The sequence below is a fragment of the Nocardioides humi genome (genome assembly GCF_006494775.1).
Lineage (GTDB): Bacteria > Actinomycetota > Actinomycetes > Propionibacteriales > Nocardioidaceae > Nocardioides > Nocardioides humi.
In genome coordinates this window covers 6160417-6172321 of the sequence record NZ_CP041146.1, presented here as the reverse complement: position 1 = coordinate 6172321, position 11905 = coordinate 6160417, and the positions used below count along the sequence as shown (strand labels likewise).

The window sequence follows — 11905 nt, the reverse complement described above, 5'->3', positions numbered from 1 at the left end:
GGCGTGCCTTGAACTACCTCCCCTTGAACTCCGGCGCCCGCTTCTCCAGGAACGCCCGCGGCCCCTCCTTGGCGTCCTCGGAGGAGAAGACCGCGGCGCCGATCCTCGCGTCGTCGGCCCAGCAGTCCTCCTCGTGCCTGCCCTCGGAGTCGCGCATCGTCTTGAGGATCGCCTGGACGGCGAGCGGGCCGTTGGCGGCGATCCGGTCCGCGATCTCGTGGGCCTTGGCCAGGGCCTCGCCGTCGGGGACGACGTGCCCGATCAGGCCGAGCTCCTTCGCCTCGGGCGCGAGCAGGGTGCGACCGGTCAGCAGCAGCTCGGCCGCGACGGTGTAGGGGATCTGGCGGGGGAGGCGGACCGCCGAGCCGCCCAGCGGGTACAGGGACCACCGGGCCTCGGCGACGCCGAACTTGGCCGACTCCCCGGCGACCCGGATGTCGGTTCCCTGCAGGATCTCGGTGCCGCCGGCGATCGCCGGACCCTCGACCGCGGCGATCAGCGGCTTCGTCAGCCGGAAGCCCTTGAGCAGGCCCTTGATCGTCGTGGGGTCGTAGGCGCCGGACTCGAAGCTCTCCGACGGGGGCCTGTCGTCGGCCGCCTTGAGGTCCATGCCCGCGCAGAAGTAGCCGCCCGCGCCGGTGAGGATGCAGACCCGGATCTCCGGGTCCTCGTTCACCCGGTCCCAGGCGTCCTCCATGATCCGTAGCATCTCGCCGGACAGCGCGTTGCGCCGCTCGGGACGGTTCATGGTGACGACCAGCTTGTGGCCGTCCTGCTCGACGAGGCAATCACTCATGTGAACAACGCTAGCGAAAAAGTGAAACGTGTTCTACTGTCGGCGCGTGGCCCTGAACATCGCCGATCTCTTCGAACACGCCGTCGACGCCGTGCCCGACAAGCCCGCCGTTCAGGTGGGGGACCGCGTCATCTCCTTCGCCGAGCTGGAGGCGCAGTCCAACCGGCTCGCCCACTACCTGCAGGCCCAGGGCATCGGTCCGGGCGACCACGTCGGCCTCTACGCCAAGAACAGCATCGAGCACGTCATCGCCCTCATCGGGATCCTCAAGGCCCGCGCCGTGGCGATCAACGTCAACTACCGGTACGTCGCCGGCGAGCTCGAGTACCTCTTCGACAACGCCGACCTGGTCGGTCTGGTCCACGACCGGGTCTACGCGCCGCTGGTCGCCGAGGTGCTGCCGAAGGTGGGCGCCATGAAGGCGGTGATCGCGGTCCCGAACCCGCTGGAGCCGGACGACGCGAGCGACATCGCGTCGTACGGCGGCGTCACCCTCGAGGAGGCCCTGGCCGGCCGGTCCGACGCGCGCGACTTCGGCGAGCGCAGCCCCGACGACATCCACATCATCTACACCGGCGGCACGACCGGATTCCCGAAGGGCGTCATGTGGCGCCACGAGGACTTCTGGCGGGTGCTCGGCGGCGGCATCGACTTCATGACGTCCGAGCCGCTGGAGGAGTACGACCAGTCGAAGAAGGCGCTGCAGGACAGCCTCGTCACGCTCCCGCTCAGCCCGCTGATGCACGGCGGCGCCCAGGCCTCGCTGCTCATGCACCTCTTCGCCGGCCAGGTCACCATCCTCGAGCCCAAGTTCGACCCGGTCCGGACCTGGGAGCTCGTCGACCAGCACGGCGTGCAGATGCTCTTCATGACCGGCGACGCGATGGCGGTCCCGCTGATCGACGCCTACGAGGAGGGCGGCTTCGACGGCCAGACCCTCTTCGCCATCGCCTCCAGCGCCGCGATCTTCTCCAAGTCGGTGAAGGAGCGCTGGATGAAGCACTTCCCGAACGCCGTCTTCACCGACTCCGTCGGCTCGTCGGAGACCGGCTTCCAGGGCACCGGCCTGCAGGACGCGAGCGCGCTGTCCACGGACGGCCCGGTCATCTCGCTGCCGCCGACCACGGTGATCATCGGCGACGACGACCGGATCCTCGACCCGGCCACGGACGTCGGCAAGATCGGCCGCACCGCCCGCTCGGGCAACGTCCCGGTCGGCTACTACAAGGACCCCGAGAAGTCCGCGAGGACCTTCGTCGAGATCGACGGCGTCCGCTACTCCATCCCCGGCGACAACGCCCGGATCGAGGAGGGCAACCGGATCACGCTGCTCGGCCGCGGCTCGAACTGCATCAACACCGGCGGTGAGAAGGTCTACCCCGAGGAGGTGGAGCAGGCGATCAAGGCCCACCCAGGCGTGTACGACGTGCTGGTGGTCGGCCTGCCCGACGAGAAGTACGGCCAGTGCGTGGCCGCGGTCGTCGAGCCGCGCCCCGGTCACACCGTGGAGCTGGAGGAGCTGCGCACCTTCCTGCGCGCCCATCTCTCGGGCTACAAGCTCCCGCGCGCGCTGACCATCGTCGAGGAGATCCCGCGCAACGCCACCGGCAAGGCGCAGTACCCGCGGGCCAAGGAGCTCGCCCTGGCCGACCGGACGAACGTAGGGGAGAACGCCTGATGCGCACCGCGCTGTGCGATGCCTTCGGCATCGACCACCCGATCTTCGCCTTCACCCCGTCGGAGCACGTCGCCGCGGCCGTGTCGCGCGCCGGTGGCCTCGGCGTGCTGGGCTGCGTCCGGTTCAACGACACCGACGAGCTGGACCGCGTGCTGACCTGGATGGACGACAACACCGACGGCCGGCCGTACGGCGTCGACGTGGTCATGCCGATGAAGATCCCCACCGAGGGCACCTCGGCCGACCTGTCGTCGTACATCCCCGAGGAGCACCGGAGGTTCGTCGACGAGACCCTGCTCGAGCTCGGCGTCCCACCGCTGCCGGAGGGCGAGGGCCGCGAGGGCGTCCTCGGTTGGCTGCACTCGGTCGCACGCTCCCACGTGGACGTCGCGCTGCAGCATCGGCCGGTGCTCATCGCCAACGCGCTCGGCTCGCCGCCGGTCGACGTCATCGAGCAGTGCCACGAGGCCGGCCTCAAGGTCGCCGCGCTCGCCGGCGCGCCGAAGCACGCGCTCAGCCACGTCGCCAACGGCGTCGACATCATCATCGCCCAGGGCTACGAGGCGGGCGGACACACCGGCGAGATCGCCAGCATGGTGCTCACGCCCGACATCGTCGACGCGGTCGGCCCGGACGTCCCCGTCCTCGGCGCCGGCGGGATCGGCTCGGGGCGGCAGATCGCCGCGTCGCTCGCGCTCGGCGCGCAGGGCGTGTGGACCGGCTCGATCTGGCTCGGCACCGAGGAGTACCGCAACCTGGCCGGCAACAAGGGCTGGGAGACCGCCTTCCTGCGGGCGACCTCGTCCGACACGGTGCGCACCCGGATCTACACCGGCAAGCCGGCGCGCCTGCTCAAGACGAAGTGGACCGAGGCGTGGTCGGAGGAGGGCGCGCCGGCGCCCCTGCCGATGCCGCTGCAGAACCTCCTCGTCGCCGACGCCCACAACCGGATCAACGCCTCCGGCGACCCCGACGTGATCTCGATGCCGGTCGGCCAGATCGTGGGCCGGATGAACGAGGTGCGGCCGGTCGCCGAGGTGATCGGCGAGCTGGTCGCCGAGTTCGAGGCGACGGTGAAGAAGCTCGACGGGATCGCCGGCATCTGACGAAGGGGAACGCCATGGGGACGGTGCGCGGCTGGATCGGCGACCCGGTACGACGACGGGTGAGCGTGGCGCTGGCCGCGGCCGCCGTCCTGGTGGGCGGCGCGTTCGCCGCGGCCGCCGACCCGCCCGCGGTCCCGCAGCCGGTGGCCGAGGCGACCTGCGGACCCGGCTCCCGCCCGGAGACCACCGCGCTGCAGGGGCGCGCCCCGAAGGCGGACTTCGCCTCGGGCCGGGCCCAGCAGGGCTACACCTGCAACACCGTGGAGGTCGGCCACCACGGATCCACCGGCGGGTTCAAGACGCTGCGCTACACCGACGCCCAGGGTCACACCTGCGCGTTCTACGACTCCACCCGGATGCTCGGCCTCGACGTCGTCGGCAACCTGCTCAACGGCACCGGCCTCGGGGTGGTCGTCCTCGACATGTCGGACCCCGCCCACCCGCGCAAGACGGCCAACCTGATCACGCCCGCGATGCTGAGCCCGCACGAGTCGCTGCTGGTCAACGCGGAGCGCGGCCTGCTGGTGGGCGTGCTCGGGACGCTCGCCACCGCGCCCGGCGTGCTCGACGTGTACGACGTGCGCACCGACTGCCGCCGTCCGCGGCTCCTCTCGACCACGCTCTCCGGCGTCCTCGGGCACGAGAGCGGCTTCGCGCCCGACGGGAACACCTTCTGGACGGCGGGCGCGGCCGGCTTCACGATGACCGCCGTCGACCTGACCGACCCGCGCCGGCCCCGGACCCTGATGACCAAGGCCGGCGTCGTCGCCCACGGGCTGCGGTTCTCCGACGACGGCGCCACCATGTACGTCGCCAACATGGGCACTCCGTCGGCCAACGCCGTGCTCGACGACCCGAGCCTGCAGGTCTACGACGTCTCCGAGGTCCAGGCCCGGGCGCCGCGGCCGTCGATCTCCCTGCTCGGCGAGGTCGACTGGCCCGGCATCTCCATCCCGCAGGTCGCCGAGCCGTTCCACCGCGACGGACGCCGGTACGTGCTCGAGGTCGACGAGTTCACCGACTGGTTCGGGGACGGCTGGACCGTGGACTTCCGCAACGGCCCGGTCGGGGGTGCGCGGATCATCGACGTCACCGACCCGAGCGTGCCCGCGGTCGTCTCCGACATCCGGCTCGAGGTGCACCAGCGGGAGAACCGGACCCAGGAGGTCCTGTCCGACCCGGGCTCGGGCCTGCCCATCGGCGGCTACTCCGCCCACTACTGCTCCGTCCCGACCCGCGAGGCGCCGAAGCTCGCCGCCTGCTCGATGATCGGGTCCGGCCTGCGGATCTTCGACATCAGCGACGTCCGGCACCCCCGTGAGGTGGCGTACTTCAACAAGCCGGCGAAGGGCGGCGCGAGCGCGCTCTCCCAGCCCGCGTGGGACCCGGCCGGGGACGCCGTCTGGTACACCGACGGCACCAGCGGCTTCTACGTCGTCCGGCTGACCAACGGCGTGGAGGACCTGCTCGACTGAGCTCCGGCAGCGGGCTCAGGGGATCAGCTGGCCGGCATAGGCGCAGTCGGTGCCCGACTGGGTGGCCGTGATCTCCAGGCCGACGGTGCGATGGGTGCTCAGGTCGGTGAACCACAGGGTGCCGACGATGGCGCTCGTCGGGCTCACGTTGCTGAAGTAGATGGTGCTCGTGCTGGCGACCACCTGGGCGGTCGTGCCCGACGGGCCGAATCCGAGGATCCCGCCGATGCGCATCACCGGACCGCCGGCGTACGCGGCGGTGAAGCGCGGCCCGTAGGCGTCGCACGCGGCGCTCACCGTGAGGCCGTCCAGCGCGGCGATCGTCCCGTGGCTGCCGTTCACCGTGCTGAACGCCCGGTCGAAGTCCACCGTCCCCGGTCCCTGGGCCCCTGGGGTCCCGGCAGGCCCTGGGGTCCCGGCAGGCCCTGGGGTCCCGGGACGCCCTGCGGGCCGGACGCCGGTGCGGCGGGGGCGATGGCGCGGGGCTTGGTCCCCTTCGGGCACGCGCCCTTCTTCGAGGCGCCGCGCACGACTCCGGCCTTGGTGGCGCAGACCGTGACGGTGTCGGGGGCGGCGGTGGTCGCGGCGTACGTGATGGTCGCGGTCCCGGCCACCAGGAGCAGGGTCAGGACGGCGACGAGCCAGCGTCGAGGGATGCGCATGGACGCATGATGGGGCCCGGACCGCCTCCGCGACAGTAGGGATCGGTCGTGATCAGGCCAGCCGGGTGATCTGCACGTCGACGAACATCCGCGAGGTGCCCGCGCCGGTGTAGATGCCGCTGAGCGGGCGCACGTCGGCGTAGTCGCGCCCGGTGGCGACCACGACGTGGCGCTCGCCGGGCGGCTGGTCGTTGGTGGGGTCGTAGGCCTGCCAGCCGCCGGCCCACCACTCGACCCACGCGTGCGACTCGCCGTGGGTCTCCTCGCCGACGACCGGGTCGGTGCGGGGCAGCAGGTAGCCGGACACGTACCGGCTGGGGATCCCGGCCTGGCGGAGGGCGCCGACCGTGAGGTGCGCGATGTCCTGGCACACGCCGCTGCGCTGGCTCCAGGCGGTCGCGGCCTCCGCGTGCACGTCGGTCGACCCGGGGCGGTACTCGACGCCGTCGTGGACCAGCCGGCAGACCTCGCGGGCGACCTCGGCCGGTGCGGCGCCGTCGGCGACCAGCCCGCGGGTCAGGGCGGCCAGGTCGGCCGGGGGACGGACCCGGTCGGTGAGGGCGAGGTACTCGCCGAGGTCGTCGCCGGGAGCGGCGAGGTCCTCCCAGGAGACGACCGGCCCGGCCGGCGGCGCCGCCTCGGTCCGGACGACGGAGGTGGCGGTCACCACGAGCTCGCGGTGGGGCGCGAGGACCTCGAAGGCCGTCACCATCGTCCCCCAGTAGTCGCGATAGGTCTGCGCCCACGGGTGCGGCTCCACCTCCACCCGGGAGTGGGTGACCGTCTGGCGGGCGGCGGTCTGCGGCGTCATCCGGGCCTCGTTGTACGACGCGCTGACCAGCCCGTCGTACTCGAAGCCGGTGACATGCGCGATCCGGAGCTGCATGGTCGGGTTCCTCACTGTCGGCACCGCCCTCACTGCCGGGTGCCGTGCCAGGCGAGCGCCTCGGAGCCGGCGAAGAAGTGGCGGGTGATGGCGTCGGTGGCGGCCGCGCACGAGCGCTGGAAGCGGTCCATGGCGCCGGGCAGGTCCGCGAGCAGGTCGTTGACCGAGCGGTACTCCAGCTCCGAGCGGGCCCGCCCCAGGATGCGGCGGGCATCGCTCTCCACGCCGGCGCGATGGGCGTCGGACTCGAGATTGGCCAGGCACCGCTCGGCGCCGGTCACGGAGTAGGCGACCGAGCCGGGGAAGAGCCGGTCGAGGAGCAGGAAGCCCACGACCTCCCGGTCGATCTCCAGCCCGCGCCGGGCCCGCAGGAACGCCTCGTGCGCCCCGCACGCCCGCAGCGTGGTGGTCCAGGCGTGGCCGGGGGAGAGCGCGGCGCTGGCCAGCAGCCGCGCGGTCATGTCCGCCCGCTCGAGGGTCCGGCCGAGGACGAAGAACTGCCAGCCCTCGTCCCGGGTCATCGTCGCGTCCGCGGTGCCGTTGATCAGCGCCGCCTGGTCGCGCACCCAGCGCAGCCCCCGGTCGCGGCGCATCGCGCGGAACGAGCCGGAGTCGATCGCGCGGTACGTCGTGTTGATCGCCACCCACAGCGGCTCGGACAGCGTCTCGCGCGCTCGCCACGCGCTCTCCCTCGCCGCCTGCAGGCAGGCGGCGATGGACTCCGGCGAGGACTGGTCGTGGGCGAGCAGCTCGACCAGGCGCGTCACGTCGAGGTCGTCGTCGCCCGGCGGGCGCGCGCCCATGATCGACAGCACCGCGCGGCAGGTGGCGGCCTCGTTGGCGGCCGGGTCCTCCAGCACCAGCTGGGTCTGCACGTCGAGGATGCGGGCGGTGTCGTCGGCCCGCTCGACGTACCGCCCGATCCAGAACAGCGACTCCGCGATCCGGCTCAGCACGGCCCGGGCCCCGTCTGCTGCTGCTGTTCCTGCTGGGCCTGCCGGCCGGTGAGGTCGCGCAGCGCCGGGCCCGCGACCTGGGGCGACGCCTGCTCGGGAGCAGGTACGACGGCCGCCGGCGCGGACGCCGGCACGGGACGGGTCGTCCGCCCCGCCAGCACCCAGGTGTCCTTGGAGCCGCCGCCGCGCGAGGAGTTCACGATCAGCTCGCCCTCGGGCAGGGCCACCCGGGTCAGCCCACCCGGCAGCACCCACACCCGGTCGCCGTCGTTGACCGCGAACGGACGCAGGTCCACGTGCCGCGGCCGCATCGCGCCGTCGGCGTACGTCGGGACGGTCGACAGGCTGACGACCGGCTGGGCGATCCAGGCGCGCGGGTGCGCGCAGATCTCCGCGCGCAGCCGGTCGAGCTCGCTCCGGGACGCGGCCGGGCCGATCACGATGCCCTTGCCGCCGGAGCCGTCGACCGGCTTGAGCACCAGCTCGTCCAGCCGGTCGAGCACCTCCTCGCGGGCGGCGTCGTCGCCGAGCCGCCAGGTCTCCACGTTGGGCAGCGCCGGCTCCTCGCCGAGGTAGTAGCGGATCAGGTCGGGGACATAGGTGTAGATGAGCTTGTCGTCGGCGATCCCGTTGCCGATGGCGTTGGCGAGGGTGACATTGCCGGCGCGGGCGGCGTTGACGAGCCCGGGGCAGCCGAGCATCGAGTCGGCCCGGAACTGCACCGGGTCGAGGAACTCGTCGTCGACCCGCCGGTAGATCACGTGCACCGGCTCCAGGCCGCGGGTGCTGCGCATCAGCACCCGGCCGCGGCGGCACTCCAGGTCGCGGCCCTCGACCAGCTCCACCCCCATGGTGCGGGCGAGCAGTGCGTGCTCGAAGTAGGCGCTGTTGTACACGCCGGGGGTCAGCACGACGACGGTCGGGTCCGCGACGCCGGCCGGCGCCGCCGCGCGGAGCGCCGCGAGCAGCGCCTGCGGGTAGCCCGCCACCGGCCGGATCCGGTGCGCCGACATGACCTCCGGCAGCACCGAGCCGATCGCGCGCCGGTTGGTCATCACGTAGGAGACGCCCGACGGCACCCGCACGTTGTCCTCGAGCACGAGGAACCGGCCGTCCTCGTCGCGGATCAGGTCGGTGCCCGCGACGTGGCAGCGGACGCCGTTGACCGGCACGATGCCGGCGGCCTCGCGGTGGAACGCGCCCGACGACACCACTGCGCTGCGGGGGAGCACGCCGTCCGCGAAGACCCGCCCGACGCCGTACGCGTCGGCGAGGAAGGCCTCCAGCGCCCGCACCCGCTGCTGCACGCCGGCGTCGATCCGGGCCCAGTCGTCGGCGCCGATGATCCGCGGCAGGATGTCGATCGGGAACGCCCGCTCCTCCCCGCCGATGTCGAAGGTCACCCCCTGGTCGAGGTACGACGTCGCGAGGGTGTCGATGCGCGAGCGCAGGTCGGCGCCGTCGAGGGTGTCGAGCGAGGAGCGGAGGGCGTCGTACTCGGGGCGCACCGCGGCGCCGTCGTACATCTCGTCGTACGCCCGGGTGCCGTGGTCGGGCGCCCACTCCACCGCCGTTGCCATGGCCGAACGCTAGGGACGCGGTGTCACCGCCGTGTTTCGCCGGCGTCACACCCGCGCACGGGGGTATCCGGCGTGTCATTAGATTGATCACATGACGCGCAACGTGCTGATCGCCGGAGCCGGCCCGGGGTGAGCGGCTCGCTCGCCCGCCTCTACGCCGCCGAGGGCGGCAGCGTCGGCCTGCTCGGCGCCGACGAGGACGTGCTCGCCGCCCTGCGCGCCGACGTCGAGGCCGCGGGCGCGACCGCCGGCTCGACGCTGGTCGACCTCACCGACGACACCGCGACCCGGGCCGCGGTCACCCGGATGGGCGAGCACGTCGGCCACCTCGACGTCGTCCACTTCAACCCGTCCGCCTACCGCGAGAAGGACCCGCTCTCGCTCACGGTCGACGAGCTGCTCGAGGACGTCCGCCTCGGCGTCGGCGCCCTGCTCCCCGTCCTGCAGGCCGCCCGCCCGTTCATGGGGCCCGGCGGCCGGGTCACCGTCACCGGCAGCATGGCCGCCGACACGCCGTGGTTCGGCGCCGCCTCGCTCGGCGTGCAGAAGGCCGGCGTCCAGAACCTGGTCCACAGCATCGACGCCGTCCTGAAGGACGACGGCATCCGGGCCGTGTCGGTCACGGTGCGAGGCCTGCTGAAGGACGAGGGACCGTTCGCGCCCGACAACGTCGCCAGGGCGCTGCGGGCCGCGATCGACCAGGACGAGGACGACTGGCGGACCGAGATCCCCTACGCGGGCTGAGCCGGTCGGTGACGAACGACGGCCCGGGCCCGGCGCGCGGGCCGGACGTCACTTCAGGGAGCCAGGCGAACCTGGACACCATCGCGGCCTGGCTGGCGCTGGAGGATCCGTGGCCGGACCGGGTCGACCTGGTTCTCCTGTTCGGCGGCTCGATGCCGCGGACCTGGCAGGTCGCGGCCGACGCGGTGGTCGCCGGGCGGGCCGGGACCCTGATGCTCGTCGGCGGTCGCGGCCACACCACGGACGCGCTGCTCGCGGCTCTCGGCGTCGACCCGAGCTCTCCCGAGGGACGGACCACGAGCGAGGCGGACCTGATGGCGTCGTGGCTGCGAGCGAGCCACGGCATCGACGAGGTCCTCCTCGAGACCGCGACGACGGACACGGCTACGGGCCCCGCGGGTCCGGCTTCATCGCCCACGTCGACATCCCGGACGAGGTCGCCGCGGCCTACAACGCCCTGCGGACCGCCCACCCGGAGTGGGAGCGTGCGATGCCCGTGCATCGATCATCTAGGACGCGTACGACGTCCCGCGCTCGTCCCGCACCCACACCCCGCCACCGGCCGGGTCGACGCCGGCGGCGGCGAGCTCGCGCTTGACCACCTTGTTGGTGGCGGTGCGCGGCAGCGCGTCGACGACCCGCACGAACCGCGGCCAGGCCTTGGCGGACAGGTCGTCCTGGGCGGCGAGGAACTCCTCGAGGCCCTGCGGCGTCAGCGGCCCGCGCAGGATCAGCGCGGCGGCGACCTGGTCGCCGACCCTCGGGTCGGGTACGGCGTACACGGCCGCCTCGCCGATCGCGGGGTGGCGCAGCAGGATCCGCTCGATCGGGGCGGCGGCGAGGTTCTCGCCGTCGACGCGCAGCCAGTCGCCGGTGCGGCCGGCGAAGTGGACCCAGCCGTCGGCGTCGCGGTAGGCGAGGTCGCCCGACCAGTACATCCCGCCGCGCATCCGCTCCGCCTCGGCGGCCTCGTCGTTGTAGTAGCCCGCGAAGGCGCCCGCCCCGGCGGTGTTGACCAGCTCGCCGATCGCCTCGTCGGGGTTCACCAGCCGTCCGGCACCGTCGAAGACCGCGTCCGGCGTCTCCTCGCCGGTCTCGGGGTCGAGCACCTTGATGCCGTCGAGCGGCATCCCGAGCGCCCCGGCGGGCATGCCGGGGCGCCGCTGGACGATGACGGCGTTCTCGGTGGACGAGTAGGAGTCGACGACCTCGCACCCGAACCGCCGGCCGAAGGCGGCGATGTCCCCCTCGTTGGCCTCGTTGCCGAACACCAGCCGCAGTGGGCTGTCGCCGTCGTCGGGGTGCTCGGGGTGGCCAGCACGTAGGTGAGCGGCTTGCCGACGTAGTTCGCGTACGTCGCCCCGAAGTCGCGTACGTCGCGGAGGAAGCCGCTCGCCGAGAACGGCGCGACCGCGAACGCCGCGCCGGTGGTCAGGGCGGGCGCCCAGCCGGCCATCACCGCGTTGGAGTGGAACAGCGGCATGGACACGTAGTGCACGTCGTCGGGCGTCAGCCCGAGCCGTCCGACGAGGTGGGTGCCGGGCCGGGTGATCTTCTCGTGGGTGATCTTGACGGCCTTGGGCGAGCCGCTGGTGCCGCTGGTGAAGATCAGCATGAACAGCGAGTCCGGCGTGGGCGCGGCGTCCGGGACCGGCACGGCGGCCCCGGCGAGCGACTCCATCGCCGGAGCGGGGGAGTCGACCACGACCTGGCAGTCCGCCTTCGCGATGTCGGCGTCGAGGGCCGCGCCCCGGCGCGTGGAGTTGAGCCCGACCAGGACGTGCCCGCCGAGACCCGCGGCCGCGAGGTGCAGCGCGAAGGCCGGCCCGTTGGGCAGCAGGACGCCGACGTGCGGCGGCCGTCCGCGATCGAGCCGCGCCTCGAGCCGCTCGGCCAGCCGGGCCGCCGCGGCGACGTACTCGCGCCAGGAGAGCGACCGGGCCGCGCCTGCCTCCCGCCAGCGCAGCGCCGGCCGCTCGTCCTCGGCGCGGGCGAGCAGCAGGTCGCGAACCGTCACGTGGC

General features: G+C 73.0%; 11 protein-coding genes and 1 pseudogene. 4 read left to right on the top strand and 8 right to left on the bottom strand.

Translation table 11 applies throughout. The features are described 5' to 3' along the window. Window positions 1-13: 13 nt before the first annotated feature. Window positions 14-796 (bottom strand): crotonase/enoyl-CoA hydratase family protein, encoded by a 783-nt coding sequence (locus FIV44_RS29830; RefSeq protein ID WP_141007605.1) that lies wholly within the window; start codon window positions 794-796, stop codon window positions 14-16. A gap of 46 nt (window positions 797-842) precedes the next feature. Between FIV44_RS29830 and FIV44_RS29825 the strand changes: the two genes are divergently transcribed. The 3 genes from FIV44_RS29825 to FIV44_RS29815 are packed head-to-tail and all read left to right on the top strand — an operon-like array spanning window position 843 to window position 5055. Further along, window positions 843-2474, top strand: a complete 1632-nt coding sequence (locus tag FIV44_RS29825) for an acyl-CoA synthetase (RefSeq protein ID WP_141007604.1) — start codon at window positions 843-845, stop codon at window positions 2472-2474. Further along, window positions 2474-3580, top strand: a complete 1107-nt coding sequence (locus tag FIV44_RS29820; RefSeq protein ID WP_141007603.1) for an NAD(P)H-dependent flavin oxidoreductase — start codon at window positions 2474-2476, stop codon at window positions 3578-3580. Before FIV44_RS29825 ends, FIV44_RS29820 begins: the two co-directional genes overlap by 1 nt. Before the next feature lie 14 nt (window positions 3581-3594). Further along, complete coding sequence (locus FIV44_RS29815; protein ID WP_141007602.1) at window positions 3595-5055, top strand: LVIVD repeat-containing protein; 1461 nt, start codon at window positions 3595-3597, stop codon at window positions 5053-5055. 15 nt (window positions 5056-5070) lie between these two features. Here the strand turns inward: FIV44_RS29815 and FIV44_RS29810 are convergent, their stop codons facing one another. From FIV44_RS29810 to FIV44_RS29790, 5 genes are read right to left on the bottom strand one after another with little or no spacing between them, the layout of a single operon-like run. Beyond that, window positions 5071-5424, bottom strand: coding sequence for a hypothetical protein (locus FIV44_RS29810; protein WP_141007601.1), 354 nt, complete (start codon window positions 5422-5424; stop codon window positions 5071-5073). Beyond that, window positions 5394-5717, bottom strand: a complete 324-nt coding sequence (locus tag FIV44_RS29805; RefSeq protein WP_141007600.1) for a hypothetical protein — start codon at window positions 5715-5717, stop codon at window positions 5394-5396. Before FIV44_RS29805 ends, FIV44_RS29810 begins: the two co-directional genes overlap by 31 nt. 52 nt (window positions 5718-5769) lie before the next feature. Beyond that, a complete protein-coding gene (locus tag FIV44_RS29800) occupies window positions 5770-6603 on the bottom strand; it encodes a transglutaminase family protein (protein ID WP_141007599.1) in 834 nt (277 codons plus the stop codon). 29 nt (window positions 6604-6632) lie between these two features. Beyond that, a complete protein-coding gene (locus FIV44_RS29795; protein WP_141007598.1) occupies window positions 6633-7559 on the bottom strand; it encodes an alpha-E domain-containing protein in 927 nt (308 codons plus the stop codon). Continuing rightward, entirely contained in the window at window positions 7553-9139 is a 1587-nt protein-coding gene (locus tag FIV44_RS29790; protein WP_141007597.1) for a circularly permuted type 2 ATP-grasp protein, read from the bottom strand. The genes FIV44_RS29795 and FIV44_RS29790 overlap by 7 nt, the downstream gene beginning before the upstream one ends. A gap of 129 nt (window positions 9140-9268) precedes the next feature. Between FIV44_RS29790 and FIV44_RS29785 the strand changes: the two genes are divergently transcribed. Further along, window positions 9269-9883: an SDR family oxidoreductase gene (locus FIV44_RS29785; protein WP_141007596.1), complete on the top strand. Its 615-nt coding sequence runs from the start codon at window positions 9269-9271 to the stop codon at window positions 9881-9883. A 509-nt stretch (window positions 9884-10392) separates the two neighbouring features. Here FIV44_RS29785 and FIV44_RS33765 read toward each other — a convergent pair. Beyond that, window positions 10393-10821, bottom strand: coding sequence for an AMP-binding enzyme (locus FIV44_RS33765; protein ID WP_246087081.1), 429 nt, complete (start codon window positions 10819-10821; stop codon window positions 10393-10395). Between the two features lie 99 nt (window positions 10822-10920). After that, a pseudogene (locus tag FIV44_RS33455) lies at window positions 10921-11900 on the bottom strand (AMP-binding protein); the annotation flags it as partial. Window positions 11901-11905: the final 5 nt, after the last annotated feature.